This window comes from Bradyrhizobium sp. USDA 3650, assembly GCF_054057395.1.
On sequence record NZ_JBSRZG010000001.1, the window covers coordinates 1,461,519 to 1,481,376 of the forward strand.

Consider the following 19,858-nt stretch of genomic DNA (forward strand, 5'->3'; position numbering starts at 1 on the left):
TTCATCGGCACTGGGGCCGATCCACAACCGGGTGGGAGAATGTCGTGGCAGCGCGGCATCAGAACTGGCCGGGCGGCAGCTTGAAGATGTCCGGGCTCTTGGCGTCGGCGACGTAGAACAGCAGCAGGCTGGTCGGCGTCAGCACTCGCTGGTTGTTGTCCTTGTTCTCGAACGTGCCCTGGAGAAGCAGGATGACCGAGCGATCCTTGGCGTCGCTGCCGCGGAACATCACGATGCCGCCGTTGACGGGCATGTTGACCGCGATGGAATCGGGCTTGAAGCCCTCGCTGAGGAAATGGGCGCGCAGGATGTTGGCGTTGGAAAACAGCTTCTCCGGCGTGATCGTCGTGTCGGTGCCCTTCGACCAGACCGCCCCGATCTGGATCAGAGACTTCGACTTGTAGCCGAACACGTAGGAGAGCTCGGCGGTGCCGCCGTTCGGCAGCAGCTCGGGCGCCGAATAGAGCAGGCTGTGTGTCAGCTCGGATGCATTGTCCTGCGCCCTGACGGCGTCGGGCTTCGCGCTGAAATCCTTGGCTATCGCCGCGCGCACGTCGGCCTCGTTCATTCCGAACTTCGCGGAGCGGAAGCCGTCGATCGCCTTGGAGTCGATCGCCTTGGACCTGTCGTCCGCGGCCGCGGTCTCGGCCGCCGACGTCGCGCCGGCAGCGACCGGCGTCCCGGCTGCTGCGGGAGCTGCACCGGCGGCGGCTCTCGGTGCCGGCGCCGCTTTCTGCTTCGGCACGGCGCCCTGGGCCGCAAGGGGCCCCGCTGCAACGAAGGTGAGCAGGCCAACGAGGGCCGGAATGAGATAGATTTTGCGCATCGAAAACCTTCGAAAAAATTTGAAACAACGCTTCAAAAATCGGCAGCTACGAAATCGGGCTCCCCGAACCGTCATCAGGACCGAGACGGAAAATGTTGCAACGCTGCAGTGCGTTACAAGGTGTCACGGAGGAGACAAGGTTCGAAACAGCGACTCTTTGGCGGCGTAGGAATACGGTATCGGGCCGCCAAACGCTGCGAATGAGCAGTCACAAACGCATTTTTTCATCAATTGTGGATGCCGGCCGTTCGCGCTAAGCATCGGGTTGGGGCACACCATCATGCAAAGACATCCATGACCGAACGGCCTTCCGCTCTCGCGGTCGATCGCCGCGGGTTCATTCGCCTTGTGGGCACGACCGCCGCGGGCTGGCTGGCGCTCGGCGCGACATCTGATCGCATGCGCGTCGTCGCATCGCTGACGGCGTTGCCGCTCGACGACGAACTGACCAGAAGGAGCATGATCGACAGCCCGACCTCCCGCCTGGGCGGCCTCATCGTGGGCTTGAGGCAGCGAGGCTGGGTCGAAGGCGTCAATTTCCGCCTCGAACTCCGTTCGACCTTCGGCGCGCCGGACAGACTGAAAACCGCGGTCCAGGAATTGCTGGCGCTCAAGCCGGATGTGATCCTGACTGGCTCGACGGTCGAAACCGCAGCAGTCCTGGCGGCCACCAAAACCATCCCGATCGTGTTCGCGACCGCCAACGATCCCGTCGGCAACGGCTTCGTCGAAAGCCTCGCCCATCCCGGCGGCAACGTGACCGGCTTCACCAACAGCAGCGCCGAGATGGGCGGCAAATGGCTTCAGCTCATCCGGGAGGCGGTGCCGGATCTTGCGCGCGTCGGTATCCTGTACAATCCGGCGACCACGCCTCGCGGCGGCCGCTTCTTCCTCGATTCCATCGAGCAAGAGGCAGCACTGGGCGGCGTGTCCGTGGTCCCCGCCCCCGTCAGCGCGCCAACGGAGATCGACGAAGCCGTCAGGCCCTTCTCCGAACCGCCCAAGGCGGCGATGATTGCGCTGGTCGACAGCTTCCTGGTGGTCCACCGACAGGCTGCGGTGGCCGCGGCGGCCAAATATCGCGTGCCTACGATTTACCCGTTCTATTATTTCATGGATGCGGGCGGCCTGATGAGCTACGGGCCGACGCTCGAAGTGCGCTCGGCTGACTATGTCGATCTCATCCTGCGCGGCACCAAGGCCGGCGACCTGCCGGTGCAATCGCCGCGGAAGTACGAGCTCCTGATCAACCGCACGGTCGCCCGCACGCTGGATTTGACGATCCCATTCACGCTGCTCGCGCGCGCCGACGAGATCCGCGAGTGAACGAGACGATCGACCAGGGAGATTTGCGGCCACCTCCCGGCCGGCTGTTCCGCAAATACCTCTACTCGATCGTCGCGCTCGCTTTCGCCGCGCTCGCCATCAACACCGGCTTCGACGTCTGGTTCTCCTATCGCGAGCAAAAGCAGCTGCTGGCGGCGATCCAGCGCGAGCAGGCAGCAAGCGCCGCCATCCAGATCGGCCAGTTCATTGGCCAGATCGAAAACCAGATCAGATGGCTGTCGCGCCTGCCCCCGGAGCTGTCCACGAACGAGGACCAGCGTCTGAACGCCATCCGCCTCCTGCGCCTCTCGCCCGCGGTCGCGGAAATCGCCGAGCTCGACGCCCAAGGCCGCGAGCAGGTGCGCGTGTCGCGCCGTGTCGCGGACAGGATCGGCAGCAAGGCCGATCTCTCCGCTTCGCAGGCCTTCCGCGGCGCCAATGAAAGCCGCGCCTATTACGGACCGGTCTACTTCCTCGGCGACACCGAGCCGTTCATGACGCTCGCCACGCGCGGAACCGGCCTCACGCCCGATGTCATTGTCGCCGAGGTCAATCTTCGCTTCATCTGGGACCTCGTCGCCGGGATCAGGGTGGGCAACACCGGCAAGGCCTATGTGGTCGATCGGATGGGGTTGTTGATCGCGCATCCCGATTTGTGGCCGGCACTGCGTCGCAGCGATCTCTCCGGCCATGCCGACGTCCGCGCCGCGCTCGATGGCGTCGGGCCGCCCTCCGGCGGCCTGGTCAAGGAGGATCTGTCCGGTCAACGCGTGCTCTCGACCTATGCGACGGTCCCCTCGCTGGGCTGGCTGGTGTTCGTCGAGCTGCCGCTCACCGAGGCCTATGCGCCGATCTATGCGTCGATCGGACGCTCGACTTTTCTCCTGGTCATCCTGCTGGCATGTGCGGTGCTGGTCTCTCTCTTTCTGAGCCGGCGCATGACCGTGCCGATCCAGATCCTGACGCAGGGCGCGCGGCGGATCGGCAGCGGCGACCTCGGCCTGCGGCTCGCGATCAAGACCGGTGACGAGCTGGAGGCGCTCGGCGATCAGTTCAACCGGATGGCCGCTCACTTGCGCGAATCCTATGCGACCCTCGAGCGCAAAGTGATCGAGCGCACCTCCGAACTGGAAAAGACCCGCGACCAGGCCCTTGCCGAGCACGATGCCGCCGAGCGCGCGCGCAGCGCGGCGGTCGCGGCCAACGAGACCAAATCGCGCTTTCTCGCGGTCGTCAGCCACGAGCTGCGCACGCCGCTGAACGGCGTCATGGGGGTGCTGCAACTGCTCGACGACGGCAGCCTCGGCGAAGCGCAGCGGCGCCACCTCACGACCGCGGCCGCGTCGGGCGAAACGTTGATCGCGCTGGTCGACGGCATCCTCGAATATGCGCGCCTGGAGGCCAGCGCCGAGACTCTGGAGACCCGCGATTTCCGCCTCGACCAGCTCGTCGAAACGGCGGCCGATCTGATGCGTCCGCAGGCCTCTCACAAAGGTCTCTCCTTCGATCTGGCCTGCGCTGCGACGGTCAATACCTCCGTGCACGGCGACCCGGTGCGGCTCAATCGCATTCTGCTCAATCTGATCGGCAACGCGATCAAGTTCACCCCGCGCGGCGGCATCGGCTTGAGCGCGGCCGCCGAGGCACATGACGATCATGTCCTGCTGCGCATCACCGTTCGCGATACCGGCATCGGCATCGCGCCCGACATGCACGAGCGGATTTTCGAGGATTTCGTCCAGGCCGACGACAGCATCGCGCGACGGTTCGGCGGCACCGGCCTTGGACTGGCGATCGCGCGGCGCCTCACCCGCCTGATGCACGGCGAGTTGACGGTGGCGAGCACGCCGGGTACGGGCAGCTCGTTCATGCTTGAGGTCCCGCTTGGCCTCGCCGCGAACGGCATCGCGCAAGGCGCGGACCAGCCGCCATCGCGGCAGCTTCGCGTGCTGCTGGTCGACGACGACCCCGTCAATTGCGAGGTCGGCGAAGCGATGTTGAAGAGGCTCGGCCACCACGCCACCATCGCCACGAACGGCGCGGCCGCCGTTGCACTCGCTCGCGATCAAGCCTTCGACATCATTCTGATGGATCTGCATATGCCCGATATGGACGGCGTCGAGGCGGCATCGCGGATTCGAACGCTCGGTCTGCCGACCATGCCGCGTATCATCGCGGTAACCGCCGACATGTCGCGCCGCGCCCGCGAGCGGCTCGCGGGGGCAGGCATTGCCAGGATCGTCAGCAAGCCGATCCTGATCAATGCGCTGCGCGAGGCGATCGAGGACGATGCCCAGAACCAGCCAGCCCCGCCTCAACTCGTCGCAGGCGCATTGATCGACCGGCATTTCCTCGACGACCAGAAGGAGCTGCTGGGCGCGACGCAGATCGCAAAACTCCACGACCTGCTGGAAGAGACCAGCGAAAAACTGATCAAGGACATCGCCAAGGCAGCAGTGATTGGCGATCCCGCGCAGCTCGCGCGATCCGCACACCAACTCGGCAGCGGCGCGAGCGCGCTCGGCCTCGTCCGCCTGTTCGAGCGCAGCCGCGAGGTCGAGCTGGCAGCAGCCTCGATGTCCTCGCCCGAATCCCAGAGCGCCGCCCGCGAGCTCGCCGCGCTTCGAGAGGCCTCGATGAGCGCGCTGGACGATCTGCTCCGGCCGGCGGAGCAGCGTACGATCAGCTAGATGCGCTCGAGTTCTTCATTTTGGGCCCGAAGAAAAATCTGGCGGAGCCTTATCAGTCCAGATCAAGGCAGGCGCCTTCCATCAGACTGCCGGGGCGACCTTTTCCGCACTCGACTGCACCGGCTTTGTCGCCTCCAACTCTCCCCCCCTCATGGTTTTTCGATACCAGTACGGAATCGTGACGCCAAAGAGCGCACCGATTGAGGCGCTGAGCAGGCACGGTATCAACAGCAGGTGCTGTACTGTCGGCTGGTTCACGCTCAACCAGTGCATCACGAGAAAGCCCGAAAAGCCCATGAGTACAGCCAGCCCGGCGCTCTCCGCCCACCTGAGCCACCACGGTTCGTGATCCGCTTCGATTGTATCGTCACACGCAAAAGCCAATGCCATTGAAAGCACGGTGGGGAGCAGCAGCCATTTGGCTTGGGCCACGAACGGCAGGACCGGATGAACGGCATCGACTGGAAAATGCGCCCGGAGCAGATAGAAGCAAAACGAAATCGGCAGCGTTATCGTGAGGGTGCATGCGCCGGAGATCAGATAAGACAGAGTAGGCCTTTCCCTGACGCAACGATAATCGGCAAAGTTCCACAACTGCTTCGGTGCGAGGGCACACACCGCCGCGATTGACTGATTGACCGCCACAAGCATCCCGATGCCTAATGCCCTGCCCAAATCGCCGCCGGCCAGGGAAATCGTCACTATGACGAACAGCGCGACGACCCCGGCGAAGTCCAAGCTCAGCAGATTTAACGGCAGGCGGATCAGAGACGGCCGTTGAATGGAAAAGCCAATCCTTGCAAACTGGTGAGCGACTTCGCTGTCGCTATTGCAACTGTAAAGGAGCACTCTGGCAAGCATCAACCGAATGTCCTCGTAGGCTTCGAGTGCGTAAGAACGAAATTGGTCAACCGGCTCCGCCGCTGGCTCAAGCTGACGCTGAGCGATCTGACTTGTGAGAGTGAAAAACGCCACGGACTGAGCGAAGAAGCTGCTCATCTTCTTCTCGAAAGTGGCTCGCTCTTCGGGAAAGTCGGCGGAATAAGCAGTCCAACCGGGCAGATTGCTCAAGGCAACGTAGAGCGCCAGACATCGCGTAAACCGAAAGCGCACGCTATCCAACGTGAAATCGGGCTGCAGCTGGGCGGCCAGAGAGTCAGGCAGAAGCGTGCTGTTGGCGATATAAAACTTGGTGTCTGCGACCAATCTTTCAGAAATCGTAAGCTGCGTCATGTTGATCCGCTGCGCCCAGCGAACAGCTCCAAGCGGGATCGCGCCCATACGGTGAAAAAAACGCAGCATGGCACCATCAATATCCCGCAGAACAGGAACCGATGGCAGCAACGTCGTTAGGATAAGCGCGGCCACAAGTGGTGCATCAAGGCTCTTCAATCCTTCAGGAATGGGACTTGGCGAGTACAGGAGACCAAGCAATTCCGGCTTGTGGGCAAGGGTCCAGCTCAAGAACATCAGAAGCCCGATGCACGAAATGACATACATCACGTAACTGCTGTAATATTGAAAGCGGGTTGTCTCTGACCTGAGCGTCCTAGGCGTGGCAAAACGATGTCCGGCGTAAAAGGCCGTCAACACTCCCGCCACAAGGTGCGCGGCGTCGAGGTGGATTGTTGTGAAAAATTGATCGATCATAGCGTGCCTCCAAAACAATAAGGCATCTGCAATCGGCTGAATCCATTCGCACAGCCGCACTACGCGTCACATTGCCAGAAACACTGACGAGCGGTTGTGAACCAGCTCACAATGCTCGCGACGTTTGGTCTCGGACGGACTCTCGCAAACCCTCCTGCCGGCAGATCCATGGATCTATAGCCTGGCCTCTGTATGTCTGCTCCCGCCGGCTTCGTCGCCCTCCCGGCCAAAACGCTCCACCAGGAAATCGATGAACAGCCGCACCTTCACCGACAGATGCCGGGTCGGCGGATAGACCGCATAGAGCGCCAGCGGCGGCGCGGAATAATCGTTCAGCACCGTTCGCAGTTCGCCTTTCCTCAAGGCGTCGGCGGCGATGAACTCCGGGAGCAGCGCGAGCCCCCTGCCCTTGATCGCGACATCGCGCAGCACTTCGGCATTGTTGACGCAGAGCGACCAGGCCGGCTGAATCCAGTGATCGCCGTCGGTGCCGGTGAGCTTCCACTGATTGCCCGTCAGCAGGAAGCCATATGTCAGCGAGGCGTGCCCGCGCAGATCCTGTGGATGTTTCGGTGTGCCGTGACGTGCGAGATAATCGGGTGAAGCGCAGATCATGCGCCCCACCGGCATGATTTTTCGCGCGATCAAACTCGACGATTCCAATTCCGCGATCCGCAAGGTCACGTCAAAACCGTCCTGGACGGGATCGAGCAGGTCGTCGCTGAGCACGAGCTGGAGCTGCAGCTCGGGATATCGCGCCATGAAATCGGCAAGCACCGGCCCGAGCCGCAGGGTGCCGAACGACATCGGCGCGTTGACGCGCAACAGGCCGCGCGGCGCCGATTGCGCTTGCGCCACGGCCTGGTCGGCCGCCTCGATCTCCGACAGGATCACGACCGCGCGCTCGAAATAGCGCTGGCCGTTCTCGGTCGGGCTCGCATGGCGCGTGGTCCGGTTCAGGAGCTGAACGCCGAGGCTTTCTTCGAGGTCGGCGATGTATTTGCTGATCGCCGAGCGTGACAGCCGCAACTGCCGGCCCGCCTCGGCAAAACTGCCGCTTTCGACCACCTTTACGAAGGCCCGGAGACTGGCGACCTTATCCATGGGCCGGCGCCGGCGATTGTTTCCAAATCGTAGACATAGACGTCATATTTGCATGGATTGTCTCCAATCCAAAGCGGAACGATATTTCCGGTCCGAGCAAGACCGCTCCCCGAGCTTTGGAGGACGACAATGTCTGGACTGCACCACGTGACCGCGATCGCCGGCGACCCGATCAGGAATTTCGGCTTCTACACCCGTGATCTCGGCCTGCGCTTCGTCAAGAAGACGGTCAATTTCGACGATCCCGGCACCTATCACTTCTACTATGGCGACGAGACCGGCCGCCCCGGCACCATCCTGACCTTCTTTCCCTGGGCCGGTGTGCCGGTCGGGCGGCGCGGCGTCGGCGAGACCCACCAGACCGCCTTCCGCGTGCCGCAACGCTCGCTCGGCTATTGGACGCAGCGCTTCGTCGAGAAGGGCATCGCCTACGAGGCGCTGGAGAAGCGCTTTGGCGAGTCCGTGCTGCCGTTCACAGACCCTGATGGCATGGCCCTCGCGCTGGTCGGCATTCCCGGTGCCGAGAGCGAGCCCGGCTGGAGCAATGGCGACGTGCCGGCCGAACATGCGATCCGCGGCTTCCACGGCGTGACCTTGCTGCTCGACAGCGCGGCAAAGACGGCTGCCGTCCTCACCGACGTGTTCGGGTTCGAGGAAACGGCGCGCGAAGGCTCCGTGATCCGCTTCAAGGCACCGGGCGATGTCGAAGGCAGCGTCGTCGACATCTACGAGGCCAAGGGCTTTTTGCGCGGGCACCAAGGTGGCGGCTCGGTGCATCACATCGCCTTCCGCGCAGCCGATGACGCCGAGCAGGGCAAGATGGCGCAAAGGCTCGTGAGCAATCACGGCCTGCATCCGACCGAGCAGAGGGACCGCAACTACTTCCGCTCGATCTACTTCCGCGAGCCTGGCGGCGTGCTGTTCGAGATCGCGACCGATATCCCCGGCTTCGCCGTCGACGAGCCCGTCGCGACGCTGGGACGCGACCTGAAGCTGCCGAGCTTCCTCGAAGCGCAGCGCAAGCAGATCGAGGGTGTTCTGCCGAATTTGGAAGAGAGGGTGTCGTGACCGAGAGTTCATTCGTCCATCGCTTCGAGCCCGCGACCGGCGCGGGCTCCCCTCCGCTCCTGCTGCTGCACGGCACCGGCGGCGACGAGAACGATCTGCTCGGGCTTGGCAAGATGGTCTCGCCCGGCTCGGCCCTGCTCTCGCCGCGCGGCCGCGTGCTCGAGCACGGCATGCCGCGTTTCTTCCGCCGCCTTGCCGAGGGCGTGTTCGACGAGGACGACGTGCGCCGCCGTGCGCACGAACTCGGCGGCTTCGTCGCGGAGGCACGGCAGCGCTACGGCATCGCCGCGCCGGTCGCGGTCGGCTTCTCCAACGGCGCCAACATCGCAGCCGCGCTGTTGCTGCTGGAGCCGAACGTGCTGGCGGGCGCGATCCTGCTCCGCGCCATGGTGCCGCTGTCGGATCCGCCGAAGGCTGAGCTCGGCGGCAAGCCCGTCATGCTTCTGTCAGGGCAGGCTGATCCGATCGTTGCGGCGAGCAATTCGGCGAAGCTTGCCTCGTTGTTGTCTGAAGCCGGAGCACGGGTCGAACACAAGGTTCTGCCGGCGGGCCATCAATTGTCGCAAGCGGATGTGACGCTCGCCCGCGACTGGATCGGCAAATTCGCCGCCGAAGTCGCCTGATCCGGAAAAAGCGGCGCATCGTTGCCGAACGGTGCGCCGCGGCTTCATTCGAACCAGCCGCGCCGCTTGAACCAGATCAGCGGCAGCACGCCGCTGGCAATGATGGCGAGCCACGCCAGCGGATAGCCGAACGTCCAGTCCAGCTCCGGCATGTGCTTGAAGTTCATGCCCCAGATTCCGACCAGAATCGTGGGCGGCACGCCGACGACCGAGACGATCGTCAATATCTTGAACAGCTCGTTCTGCTGGATGTTGATGAAGCCGAGCACGGCATCGAGCAGAAGCTGGATCTTGTCCGACAATCGCGTCTCATAATCGCCGAGCGAAGCGACATCCTTGGAGACGGCTTCGAGGCGCTTCTTCGACGCAGGCGTGATCCACTCGCTCCCGACATCGCCGGCAAACGAGGCGACGCGGCCGACGCCAAGCAGGACATCGCGCGCCTTGGCGAGCCGATCGGCCAGCTCTCCGATGTTCTCCAACGCCTCGCGCATCCTGCGGCTGGAGCGGACCGGCCGCTTGGTGCGAACGAGCCCGCCCTTGAAGACGCCCCGCGAGAGCCTGTCGACCTTCGCGCCGAGATGCTCCAGGACATCGGCGCCGCGATCGACCATGGCCTCGACCAGGCTGGTGAACACGCACATGCCGTTCTCCAGGCTGTCATCGGAACCGATGCGCTTGCCGATGTCGTCGAAGATCGGCAGCTGCGCGAAGCGCACCGTCACCAGCACGCGCGGGCCGATGACGAATCCCACCGGCGTGATCTCGGCCTCGTTGTCCTCGTTGAGCCGGACCGCCGGCGAGCTGAGATAGAGCGTCCCGTTGTCGAGGATCAGGCGGCTCGACGCTTCGATCTCGCTGAGCGAATCCTCGGACGGAACGCGTATCCCGAGCAATCGCTCGACGAACTGCTTTTCTTCTGCCGTCGCGTCCAAAAGATCAGCCCAAATGATCTCGGACGGCATTTCCGCGCCGATCTTCTGCCAGTCGTCGGATGGCCACCTGTACAGCTTGAGCAAGGAACCGGACCCCGTGGCTACGTCGTCACGCCGGATGGTTCATTCGGCTGCCATCCACCGGGTTAACGTCTGAGGGTTCCAAACGTTCAGTGCGTTTGCTTGGCAGACCCGCGCTGAATAGCGGACCGCCACGCCAACCCAAATCCACGCAAGGGCCGTTCAAGCCGCCACGTTGGCGAGGAAGCGATCCACCGACGAACGCAGCTGCGCCGCCTGGCTGGAGAGATCGTGGGCGGTTGCCAGAACCATGTCGGCGGAACGGTTGGCATTGTCGGTGGCTTCGGCTGTTCCGGCAATGCTGCGGGCAACCTGAGCCGTACCAGTGGCGGCCTGACCGATATTTCTGGAGATCTCTCCCGCCGCCGCATTCTGCTGACTGACGGCCGCGGCGATCCGGCCTGTAAAACTGTCGATGTCGCCAATGATCAAGGCGATGGCTCCGACGTTGTCGACTGCCTGCCGTGTCGCCAACTGTACCTCGTTGATTTGCGACGAAATCTCCTCGGTTGCTTTCGCAGTCTGGGTTGCAAGCGCCTTGACCTCCGACGCGACGACGGCAAAGCCCCGACCCGCCTCGCCGGCCCGCGCGGCTTCGATGGTAGCGTTGAGCGCAAGCAGGTTCGTCTGGCCGGCGATGGTGCGGATGAAGCCGACCACCTCGTCGATCTGCTGCGCCGCGCTTGCGAGCCTGCCGATGGTTTGATTGGCGGACTCCGCCATGCCGGAGGCGCGCTGGACGATTACGGTTGCATCGGCAAGCTGCGAGGTAATGGCCTGCACCGATTGACCGAGTTCGCTCGCGGCGCTCGCAACCGTCTGGACGTTGCTCGACGTTTCCTTGGCAGTCGAAGCCGCCTCGCTGGACTGCGTACCAGCGTTGCGCGCTGTCGATGCCAAGTTCTGGGCCGTGTTCGTCAACTCCCCGGTCATGCGGTCGGTGTGGCTGAGCACGGAGGTGAAGGCGGCGCGGAAGGCATCGATCTCGGCCTCCATCCGTTGCCGGCGGCCGATCTGCGCGGCGCTGCTCTGATCTTTGGCGGCGATCAAGGCTAGGTCTTCATCGGCGCGGGCCTTCAGGCTGGATTGCATCACGGCCAGAGACTTCAGGAGCCGCCCAAGCTCGTCGCGACGACGGACGGATATGTCATCCATGAAGTTGCCGGCTGCCACGCGTTCGGCGATCCGGACTGCCGCCGAAATCGGCCGGCTCATCGAGTAAGTGAAGGCGAGCGCGATGACGAGTCCGATCAGCGCCGTCCCGACCGCCACTGACATCATCGTCTTGCGGGCCGAGCCGACCGCTGCTTCCGCCTCCGTGCGATACTCATAGCCATAAGCGGCGACAAGCTCGACGAGATCGTCGATCGACGTCATCAGCCGGTCGCCCTGTTGCGCAAGCAGGAAGCTGGTCGGAATCTCCGTCGTACCGCCGGCGGACGACTTGAGAATCTTCAGCGCGCCGCTGGACCATTCCTTGAGCTGGCCCTCGACCTTCTCGCGGACCGTCGTGACATTCGGCGATGAGGTGCGTTCGCGCACGACTTTCAGATCTTCGAAGCTGCTGCGCACCAGATCCTCGAACTTCTTGACCTGTTCGCCTGAGCTGCCCGCCAGCAGGTTTCGCTGGAGCACGAGGCGGGCCTCATGCAGCGCCGCGTGGGCGGCCCGCGCGTGGTTGATCCCCATCAGCGGCCCGTCATAGAGACGGATCACCAGGTCGCCGGAATTGCCGATGGCGCGTATGCCGTAGAATGCGATCCCGCAGGCCAGCAGGATCACGACACTGAAGGCACCGAATATCTTGTAGCGTATCGACATCATCAATCTCCGGCGCCACGTGGTGGTTAGTCAGTTACCTTGACCATCATCTTCATGCGGGGATGGATGGCGCAGATCACCAGGACCTCGCCGGCATCCTTGAAGCTGACGTCCGTCGAGGTACCGGGCGCCTGCGATCCGAGGTTGAATTCGTTGCCTTTGCTTGCCGACATGATGTTGTGAGGCACCGTGTCATCGTTCAAAAACGTGACGGCAGCGCCCTTCTTGACCGAGATGTTCTCGGCTGAGAAGACGCGCCCCTGCTGGTGGATGACTTCGGTGGCCGCATAAGCGCCTACCGAAAGCCCGCTGACGATGACGCAAGTGAACAGAGCAAGTGTACGCATGGGATATCCTTTCAAATCTAGCGCGGCAGGACCGGCACAGCCGTCGGGGCGAGTTCGCTGGTCAATGTCTTGAGGAACGCAACGAGATCGGCCTTCTCCTGCGCTGTCAGTTCGAGCGGCCGCATGAGGTCCGAGCGGCTAGGTCGATCGACACCCGCGTGATCGTAGTGCTCGATGACGTCTTCGAGTGTTGCGAGCGAGCCGTCGTGCATGAAGGGGCTGCGGCGGCTGATCTCGCGAAGGCCCGGGGTTTTGAAGGCGTGCTTCATCTTGATGACGCCGGGAAGGTATTCGCCGCGGCCGACGTCGCGGCTCGGCAGTCCGATGTCCTGAAAACCTTCATTGGTGAAGTTCCAGCCTTCATGACAGGCCGCGCACTGCGCCTTGCCGTTGAAGACCGCGAAGCCCCGCTTGGCGTCTTCCGAGATCGCTTTCTCGTCCCCGTCGATCCAGCCGTCGAACGGCGCCCGTTCGGAAACGACGGTACGCTCATAGGTCGCGATCGCCTGGCCAAGCGTCTTCGCCTTGATGCCCTCGCCCGGAAAGGCGACCTCGAACATCGGCTTATATTCGGGAACGGCGGAAAGCCGCTGCATGAGCTCGTCGAGCTTCATGTTCATTTCGCCGGGGGACTGGATCGGGCCGAGCGCCTGCTCCTCCAGTGTCGGAAGACGGCCGTCCCACATGAAGATGGCGCTCCAGGCTGCGTTGACGATGGTCGGCGAATGACGACCGAGCTTCGCCATACCGTGGCCGACGCCGACTGCCAGCCCGTCGCCCCAGCCGAACCCGGGACTGTGGCAGCTCGCGCAGGACTGCGCCGACGTCACCGAAAGGCGGGTGTCGAAATACAGCTTCTTGCCAAGCGCTGCTTTCTCAGGCGTGTACGGATTTTCTTTCGGGAACGGGATTGTCGAGGGTCTGCGATACAGCGCCTTTAGCGCGTCGAGCCCGCCCGGCGCCTTCTGTGTGATCTCGACCTTGCGGCTTTCGCCGACGACGGCTGCGCCGAAACCGATCGTGCTGAAGCCGATAACGCCAATACCGGTCGATGCGACTACGGTGGCGAAGATGGTGTAACGTGAGGAGCCGAACATCGGCATGCAATGTCCCTCGAGAGGGTGTCATTCGCGACACACTGGAAAACCTTCGAGGCAATGCACCGCCCTTCTGGCGTGATGAAAATAGAGGCAGATCGTTAAAATAAAATTGTTGCCCTAGCCAATCGAGTATCGATTTTCGGCAAACCCGCAAATACAAATTGCAGGAAAAAGCGGCAACAACCGTAGTGGTGACGAAGTTGGATGGCGGGTTCTCGGCGGTGGAACTACACCAATACGCGACATCCGGACTTTTCCAGTTCGGGCTGCTCCAGCACGCATAAGCGGGAATCGGTGGCAATTTCACTGCGGTGCGAAGGTAATCCCCGGCCAAGAATGGATGGCCGGACGACTTGCGATCATGCTTGAGCAGCGATCCTGTTCATGGCTCGAGCTTCGCCGTGATCGCAAGGCGCACCAGCTCGGCGGGATTTTTCGCGCCGACCTTCTGCATGATATTGACCCGGTGGCTCTCGACGGTCCGTGGGCTCAGATTCATGCGGTTCGCGATCTCCTTGGTCGAGCTCCCGCCAATCAGTTCGAACAGAACTTCCCGCTCGCGAAGCGTGAGCGGCGGCCGTCCGGGAAAGTGAAAGACGGCCCGCGAACTCCTGGACTCCCCAGGTTTCAAAGCTGCTGCAACCCGCGCAACAAGGTCGTTGCCCCGAAACGGCTTCTCGATGAAATCAAAGGCGCCCTGCTTGATGGCGCGGACAGCCGTCACGACGTCGCTACGGCCGGACACCATGATGATGGGCCGATCAAAACCCCGGTTCCGGAGTTCCATCAGTATTTCCAACCCAGAGAGGTCATTCAGAACGACATCGACGAGCACGCAGGAAGGATTGGAGTCGAGGCACAAGGCAAAGAATGACTTCGGATCGCTGCAGCCGATCACATCGAACCCCGCCCTGGTGAGCACCAGCGAGACCGTCTGGCAGACCGCGGGTTCGTCATCCAGCACCAGAACAGGTCCGGCAGGTACTTGAACGGAAGGACTACCCGTACAATTACGTCTCGCGTGATTCATATGCTGTATGCCAAAAGATCAGTGTTGATGCTCGCCGAATCGCGCGAGGCTTTGCATCGACGCTTAAACACGCGCGGTTCATTCGCTCGGCTTATTGGGTCCAATCAATCGGCCAAGGGGGAATTGGGAGCAGATTTATGGAGGTCGCATTCTCCACCGCAGACGTGCATCCGCGGGACCGTTTCGACTATTGGCAAGCTGCCACGCGCGAGCGGATCGCCGACCACGACTCCTCGACTCCGTCTCGCGACAGCTTCAAAGCAGAGCTGTCGGTCGGACGCGTAGGCTCGCTAGACCTGGTTAGATCAAGTAACTCCGATATTCAGGTCGCCTCCACAAGCCGGCATGCGGCCCGCTCGGACCCCAGCGAAGTCCTGTTATTCTGTTTGCTCGCTGGTCGAATCCTGCTGGAACAAAGCGATCGCAGGGTGTCTTTGGACGCAGGCTCACTCGCATGTGTGGACCCGCGGCTCGCCCACACGATGCAATTTCTCGGTCAGTCGTCCACATTGATTATCAAAGTTCCGCGAACGGAACTTGAAGCAAGGCTCGGTACCAACTTCGATATTTCGGCCTGCCGCATCGCTCCGTTGGGTCCGCAGGATCGCCTAACCCTGTTCTTTGCAGCCGAGCTGGGAAAGCTGAGCGGTACGCTCGATAGGTCAAGCGAAGAAACCATCTCGACGCAGGCAATCGACTTGATTGCGCTCTCCATCGGCAACGCGGTCGATAGGCCAACGCAACTTCCGGCAAGCAAATCGCGCCTCGTCTGGCACATTCACCGCGTCATCGACGCGAGATTGCAGAATACCGACATCACGCCCGAGCGGATCGCCGAACGTGTTGGAATTAGCGTTCGCCAAGCCAACAGATTGCTCGGAACGCAGGGCAGCTCACTTATGCGGCTCGTCCAAACCAAGCGGCTGGCTCGATGCCGCCACGCCCTGGAAGACCCAAGACAAATACACCGTTCAGTCAGTGACATCGCTCTCGGCTGGGGATTTTCGGACCTGACCCACTTTAGCCGATCATTCAAAAGAGCTTATGGAATTTTGCCCAGCGACCTCCGAAAGTTCAAAGAAAGCCGGTGAAAGCGGTCCCTTGCTTTCGGCCACGGCTTGGCGCGCAAAGTATCGGCGAATGTCGCAGAGCTGCTTCTCCAGCACCATCAGCTCCTCGACGGCAGCTTTCAGCTGGCTCTGAAGCCCTCGAAAGCGTATGCGATAACCGTGCCGCTTCGCACCGTTCAAGGCTTCGATGATCGATTCCAGTTCGGCGAAGCACTGTGCGAATTTCGCCGCCTTCTGCCTGGTCTCCTCGCTTTGCGCAATGAGATCGGCTGCGATGAGACGCTGCTTCAACACAGGCTCACTAAGGTGCAAGATTGTGACGTTCGACATCTTTGACAATCGATGCTCGAGGGAACGAGGTGGCGCATGGCGTTCACCAGGCGCCACCTCCGTTTCAGATCAGGCGGCGCGTACGGTGGAGAGGAACCGCTGTACCTGAGCTTTCAGCCTGTTGCTGTCGGAGGACAGTGATTGCGCGGAGGACAGCACCTGGCTGGACGCCCCGCCCGTCTCGGTCGCTCCCCTCTGAACGTCGACGATGTTGGAGGAAACCTGCTGGGTGCCCTGTGAGGCCTGCTGGACATTGCGGGCGATCTCCTGAGTCGCCGCGCCCTGTTCCTCAACTGCTGCCGCAATGGTCGACGAAATTTCAGAAAGTCGCTCGATCGTACCGCTGATACTTTTGATGGCCGTAACGGATTCCTGGGTTGCGGCTTGGATGCTGGTGATCTGCTGTCCGATGTCGCCGGTTGCCCGTGCGGTCTGTTCGGCCAACGCCTTCACCTCGGAGGCAACCACTGCAAAACCGCGGCCCGCGTCGCCGGCCCGCGCTGCCTCGATGGTCGCGTTCAGCGCCAGCAGGTTGGTCTGTCCGGCGATCGTGTTGATCAGTTCAATCACGTCACCAATGCGGGTCGAGGCCCTCGATAGCTCGCTGACCTGGGCCATTGTGTTGCGGGCCTGGCCGACGGCTTCGCCTGCCATGCGGGCCGATTCCTGAACCTGCCGTCCGATTTCGTTGACCGACCCGGACAGTTCCTCCGTTGCGCTCGCAACCGACTGAACGTTGGCCGAAGCCTGCTCCGAGGCGGCGGCAACGGTCGTGGTCACCTCCTGAGCCCGCGTGGCGGAATGGGTCAACGTATTGGCGGAGGCTTCCAGCTCGGTAGAAGCGGACGCCACGGCATCCACGATCTCGCCAACGGCGTGCTCGAATTCGTCGGCAAGCTTCTCCATTTCCTGCTTGCGACGCCTTGCTTCCGCCTGCTCGTTGGCCTTTTGCTCGTCCTCCATCTGGCGCACGCGCAAGCCGTTCTCCTTGAAAACGAGGAGTGCCTTGGCCATATCGCCGATTTCGTCGTTGCGCGTCGTATAGACGACTTCGGTATCGAGGTTCCCGTCGGCGATGGTCCGCATCGTGCCGTTCAGCCGCTGGAGCGGCGAAGTGATCCGCATCAACACAAGAAAAGCAGAAACAAGGCCGATGAGGAGCGCAACCGCGGCAACGGAGAAGGTCACCACCTTGGCCAGCGTGTAGCTGTTGCGTGCATCCGAAACGGCCTGCGCTGCGCCCTTCTCGTTGAACGTGACATCCGCGTCGATCGCGTTCTGCGCTTCGCCGAATGCGGCATTCCCGGTCCCGTTGAATTCACTCACGGCCTTCGCTGGATCAGTCACATAGATCCTGAGAATCCGCTCCTGCTCGCCAGTGTATAGCTTCCACTTCTCCTGAAAGGTGTCCCACAGCGCCCTCTCCTCAGCCGACACTATCGTCGGCAGGTAGAGTTTCTCTGCTTTGTTGAGATTCGCCTGATACTGAATCAGCTGCGTCTCCGCTGTCCTGCGCTCTGAGGCATCAGTAGTCATGAGGAGCCGTGCGCCGACCACCCGAACACGCGTGGCCCAGTACTTTACCTCCCCCAGCGCCTTCGTCGAAGGAAGCCAGCTGGTGGCAAGATCTTCAGCGTTCGCGTTGATTGCTGCGGCGCGAGAAAGCGCGGCCCATGCCTGTCCGACTAACAGAACAACGAGAATGGAGACGATTCCAAGTAGTGAGGCTTTAACGGTCAGGCGCATGTTTGCTCCGGCAAGCAAAGGGTTAAGTAAACGCCCAGCATCCTTGTTCGAGTTGGTTGATGAAAGTTAACTACAGACTATCGTGTGACTACGGGATTGCCGCAGCAAATTCGGGGCGGCGTTTTCAACAGCAGCGCTCCGGCTCGGACGGACGCGAAGCCGCCGGTCTGTTGTGAGCCAGCGGGAAAGAAGCGAAAGACGCTGCCTGGAGGACTAGGCTTTGTGTATGGTGCGCTTGGCCATCAGGTCTTGGATCAGGTGTTGACCAGCAGGTCTTCGCCACCAGGTCTTGGCGACGGCGCGCCCGCAAGGTTTGCTGGCGCAATCGAGACGTCCAGCCCAATCGTCGCGATGAACTTGGCATGTTGCCGTGACGGCGCCCGACGACTTCTTCGATGATGCCATCATGCCAGTGTTTTGCCCGACGCGTCAACGCCATGGCGCGACGCGCAAGCCATCGAACGCGTGACGAGCAAGTCATTGAAATGACTACCCCCGGCTACTGTGCATGGGGTTGTTTTTCAGGTTTTTTGTTTGGACCGGTGTTGTGACGATCTCTGCCAGTGGGAGAGATCGTCACCGACATCGCACAATCGACCTGCGCGACCCTACTCCCACGCCCAAGTCGAGAAATCGTTCTCGTATTGGGGCACGTCCTTCCAGACGCCCTTCAGCTTCTTGTTGGTGATGGTGATCAGCTGCGGCTGGTACAAATAGCCCGAGACTGCGTCAGTGGCCAGCATGCGCTGGGCGTCGCCGAGAAGCTTGACACGGGCGGCTTCCTCCGGCGTCGACACGATCTGCTTGTAGAGCGCGTTGAACGCCTCGTTGTTGTAGCCGAGATAGTAGTCCGGCTCGGTGATCTTGACGAGATCGAACGGCTCGACATGGCTGACGATGGTGAGGTCGAAATTGTGCGGACCATTGCCGGCGAATACCTGCGACAGCCATTGCGCCCATTCGACGTTCTCGATCTTGGCGATGATGCCGACCTTGGCGAGTTGGGCTGCGAGGATCTCGCCGCCCTGCCGCGCATAGGATGGCGGCGGCAGCTTCAAGGACAACTCGAGCGGAGTGGTAACGCCGGCCTCGGCGAGCAGTTTCTTGGCCTTCTCGGGATCGTAGGGGTTGATGCCTGTGGTGTCGACATAGCCGAGCGCGGTCGGGACGTAGAAGCTGCCGATCGGCGTGCCGAAACCATCGACCGCGCCGTCGATCATCGCCTTGCGATCGATCGCGGCAAGGATCGCACGGCGCACGCGAACATCGTCGAGCGGCTTCTTGCGATGGTTGATACCGACGATGGTCTTCGCCCTGGAGCCGCCGACCATAACGTTGAAGCGCGGATCGGCCTTGAACTGCGCGATGGTGCGCTGGGCCGACACCCGGGGAAACGCATCGACGTCACCGGACAGCAGCGCCGCCGTTTGCGCCGACGGATCGGAGATGAAGCGGATCGTCACTTTCGAGAGCTTGATCGCGGCAGCGTTGCGATAGTCGGCCCATTTGGTCAGGGTCATGGAGGAGCCCTTGGCCCAGGCACCCAGCTGATAGGGCCCGGTCCCGACCGGCTGCGTGATATTGGTGGCAGCGCTCTTCGGCTCGACGATCGAGCCGCTCGCCTGCCCCAGCAGGAACGGCAGGTTCGGCTCCGAATTCTTGAGGCTGATCACGACCGTGTCGGCATCGGGCGCGTCGACCTTCTCGAAGCTCTGGAACAGGCTCTTGTCCTTGTTGGTGCTGGTGGCGACAGCATTGCGCTCGAACGAGAACTTCACGGCTGCGGAGTCGAACGGCTCGCCATTGTGGAACTTGACGGCCTTGCGCAGCTTGAACGTATAGGTCTTCAGATCGGGCGATGCGGTCCAGCTCTCCGCCAGCAGGGGCGACGTGGTGCCGTCCTCGTTGATCTTGGTCAGGGTCTCATAGATGTTGTAGAGCGTGACCTCGGCGATCGCGGCGGCGGCGGCGTTGGTTGGATCGAGCCCCGGCGGCTCCAGCGCCATGGCCATGACGACGCTGTCCTTCTTGCTCTGCGCCAGCACCGGCAACGGTGCCGCGGCAAACGCGGCGGCGAATGCAATGATCGATAGTTTCCTGAACATGCGTAA

16 protein-coding genes are annotated in these 19,858 nt (G+C 62.1%); 5 read left to right on the forward strand and 11 right to left on the reverse strand.

Annotated features, from left to right (window positions below; genetic code table 11):
• Positions 1-58: 58 nt before the first annotated feature.
• Positions 59-826 carry a hypothetical protein gene (locus tag ACVIN2_RS07090; RefSeq protein ID WP_456765045.1) on the reverse strand — a complete coding sequence of 256 codons (768 nt, stop codon included), beginning with the start codon at positions 824-826 and terminating at the stop codon, positions 59-61.
• A 294-nt stretch (positions 827-1,120) separates the two neighbouring features.
• Here ACVIN2_RS07090 and ACVIN2_RS07095 point away from each other — a divergent pair, with 294 nt between their 5' ends.
• Positions 1,121-2,152 carry an ABC transporter substrate-binding protein gene (locus tag ACVIN2_RS07095; RefSeq protein WP_456765046.1) on the forward strand — a complete coding sequence of 344 codons (1,032 nt, stop codon included), beginning with the start codon at positions 1,121-1,123 and terminating at the stop codon, positions 2,150-2,152.
• The gene (locus tag ACVIN2_RS07100; protein ID WP_456765047.1) at positions 2,149-4,842 is read left to right on the forward strand and encodes an ATP-binding protein; all 2,694 of its coding nucleotides are present in this window, start codon (positions 2,149-2,151) and stop codon (positions 4,840-4,842) included. The genes ACVIN2_RS07095 and ACVIN2_RS07100 overlap by 4 nt, the downstream gene beginning before the upstream one ends.
• A gap of 81 nt (positions 4,843-4,923) precedes the next feature.
• Here the strand turns inward: ACVIN2_RS07100 and ACVIN2_RS07105 are convergent, their stop codons facing one another.
• Complete coding sequence (locus tag ACVIN2_RS07105) at positions 4,924-6,492, reverse strand: hypothetical protein (RefSeq protein ID WP_456765048.1); 1,569 nt, start codon at positions 6,490-6,492, stop codon at positions 4,924-4,926.
• A 174-nt stretch (positions 6,493-6,666) separates the two neighbouring features.
• The gene (locus tag ACVIN2_RS07110; protein WP_456765049.1) at positions 6,667-7,596 is read right to left on the reverse strand and encodes a LysR substrate-binding domain-containing protein; all 930 of its coding nucleotides are present in this window, start codon (positions 7,594-7,596) and stop codon (positions 6,667-6,669) included.
• 129 nt (positions 7,597-7,725) lie between these two features.
• On the opposite strand from ACVIN2_RS07110, the gene ACVIN2_RS07115 reads away from it, so the two are divergent.
• Both ACVIN2_RS07115 and ACVIN2_RS07120 read left to right on the forward strand, forming a co-directional pair.
• Positions 7,726-8,664, forward strand: a complete 939-nt coding sequence (locus tag ACVIN2_RS07115) for a ring-cleaving dioxygenase (protein ID WP_456765050.1) — start codon at positions 7,726-7,728, stop codon at positions 8,662-8,664.
• Positions 8,661-9,287 (forward strand): alpha/beta hydrolase, encoded by a 627-nt coding sequence (locus ACVIN2_RS07120; RefSeq protein WP_456765051.1) that lies wholly within the window; start codon positions 8,661-8,663, stop codon positions 9,285-9,287. The genes ACVIN2_RS07115 and ACVIN2_RS07120 overlap by 4 nt, the downstream gene beginning before the upstream one ends.
• Positions 9,288-9,331: 44 nt before the next feature.
• Here the strand turns inward: ACVIN2_RS07120 and ACVIN2_RS07125 are convergent, their stop codons facing one another.
• The 5 genes from ACVIN2_RS07125 to ACVIN2_RS07145 all read right to left on the reverse strand — a co-directional run bounded on the left by ACVIN2_RS07125 (position 9,332) and on the right by ACVIN2_RS07145 (position 14,535).
• Positions 9,332-10,306, reverse strand: a complete 975-nt coding sequence (locus ACVIN2_RS07125) for a magnesium transporter CorA family protein (RefSeq protein WP_456765052.1) — start codon at positions 10,304-10,306, stop codon at positions 9,332-9,334.
• Positions 10,307-10,465: 159 nt separating this feature from the next.
• The gene (locus ACVIN2_RS07130) at positions 10,466-12,127 is read right to left on the reverse strand and encodes a methyl-accepting chemotaxis protein (RefSeq protein ID WP_456765053.1); all 1,662 of its coding nucleotides are present in this window, start codon (positions 12,125-12,127) and stop codon (positions 10,466-10,468) included.
• A 23-nt stretch (positions 12,128-12,150) separates the two neighbouring features.
• The gene (locus ACVIN2_RS07135; RefSeq protein ID WP_456765054.1) at positions 12,151-12,471 is read right to left on the reverse strand and encodes a plastocyanin/azurin family copper-binding protein; all 321 of its coding nucleotides are present in this window, start codon (positions 12,469-12,471) and stop codon (positions 12,151-12,153) included.
• Positions 12,472-12,488: 17 nt separating this feature from the next.
• Positions 12,489-13,574 (reverse strand): cytochrome-c peroxidase, encoded by a 1,086-nt coding sequence (locus ACVIN2_RS07140; RefSeq protein ID WP_456765055.1) that lies wholly within the window; start codon positions 13,572-13,574, stop codon positions 12,489-12,491.
• 379 nt (positions 13,575-13,953) lie between these two features.
• Positions 13,954-14,535 (reverse strand): response regulator transcription factor, encoded by a 582-nt coding sequence (locus ACVIN2_RS07145; RefSeq protein WP_456765056.1) that lies wholly within the window; start codon positions 14,533-14,535, stop codon positions 13,954-13,956.
• 203 nt (positions 14,536-14,738) lie between these two features.
• Between ACVIN2_RS07145 and ACVIN2_RS07150 the strand changes: the two genes are divergently transcribed.
• On the forward strand, positions 14,739-15,692 hold the full coding sequence (locus ACVIN2_RS07150) for a helix-turn-helix domain-containing protein (protein WP_456765057.1): 954 nt from the start codon (positions 14,739-14,741) through the stop codon (positions 15,690-15,692).
• On the opposite strand, the gene ACVIN2_RS07155 is transcribed toward ACVIN2_RS07150, so the two are convergent.
• From ACVIN2_RS07155 to ACVIN2_RS07165, 3 genes are all read right to left on the reverse strand, one after another.
• A complete protein-coding gene (locus ACVIN2_RS07155; protein ID WP_456765058.1) occupies positions 15,630-15,962 on the reverse strand; it encodes a hypothetical protein in 333 nt (110 codons plus the stop codon). The two genes, ACVIN2_RS07150 and ACVIN2_RS07155, sit on opposite strands and share 63 nt — an antisense overlap.
• Before the next feature lie 108 nt (positions 15,963-16,070).
• Positions 16,071-17,747, reverse strand: coding sequence for a methyl-accepting chemotaxis protein (locus ACVIN2_RS07160; protein WP_456765059.1), 1,677 nt, complete (start codon positions 17,745-17,747; stop codon positions 16,071-16,073).
• Positions 17,748-18,355: 608 nt separating this feature from the next.
• Positions 18,356-19,852, reverse strand: coding sequence for an ABC transporter substrate-binding protein (locus ACVIN2_RS07165; RefSeq protein WP_456765060.1), 1,497 nt, complete (start codon positions 19,850-19,852; stop codon positions 18,356-18,358).
• Between the last annotated feature and the right edge of the window lie 6 nt (positions 19,853-19,858).